The organism is Spirulina sp. CCY15215, from assembly GCF_016888125.1.
Taxonomy (GTDB): Bacteria; Cyanobacteriota; Cyanobacteriia; order Cyanobacteriales; family Spirulinaceae; genus CCY15215.
This window is the reverse complement of the sequence record NZ_JACSWA010000292.1, coordinates 1-566: the sequence shown is the minus strand read 5'-3', so window position 1 is coordinate 566 and position 566 is coordinate 1. Positions and strand designations below refer to the sequence as shown.

At 51.6% G+C, this 566-nt stretch carries 1 protein-coding gene; it reads left to right on the top strand.

What is annotated here, in order from left to right; genetic code table 11:
- On the top strand, nucleotides 1-566 hold a 566-nt coding region (locus JUI58_RS04080), incomplete at both ends, for a choice-of-anchor Q domain-containing protein (RefSeq protein WP_275414302.1).

Below are 566 nucleotides of genomic sequence, written 5' to 3'. Positions count from 1 at the left end.
TGCTGGTGGTTCTGGTGGTGGTTTGTTTGCGTTCAACGACATCACATTAACGAACAGTACAGTGAGTGGCAATAGTGCTGGTTTTGGTGCTGGTGGTTTGTTTGCGAGCAACGGTAACATCACATTAACGAACAGTACAGTGAGTGGCAATAGTGCTGGTAGTGGTGCTGGTGGTTTGTTTGCGAACAACGGTAACATCACATTAACGAACAGTACAGTGAGTGGCAATAGTGCTGGTGGTGGTGCTGGTGGTTTGTATGCGTTCAAAGACATCACATTAACGAACAGTATCATTGCCAACAACACCGCCCCCACCGCACCGGATTTACAAGCGAACGTAACGATAACTGCCACTAACAGCCTGATTGAAGACTCCACCGGAGCCACCATTACCGGCATCAACAACATCATCGGCGTTGATCCCAAACTCCTCCCCCTCGCCAACAATGGCGGACCCACCCAAACCCACGCCCTTGCTCTCACCAGTCCCGCCCTCAATGCTGGTAGTAATGCCTTAGCCGCAGGTTTAACCACCGACCAACGAGGCGCACCTGGTGCGCGTATTG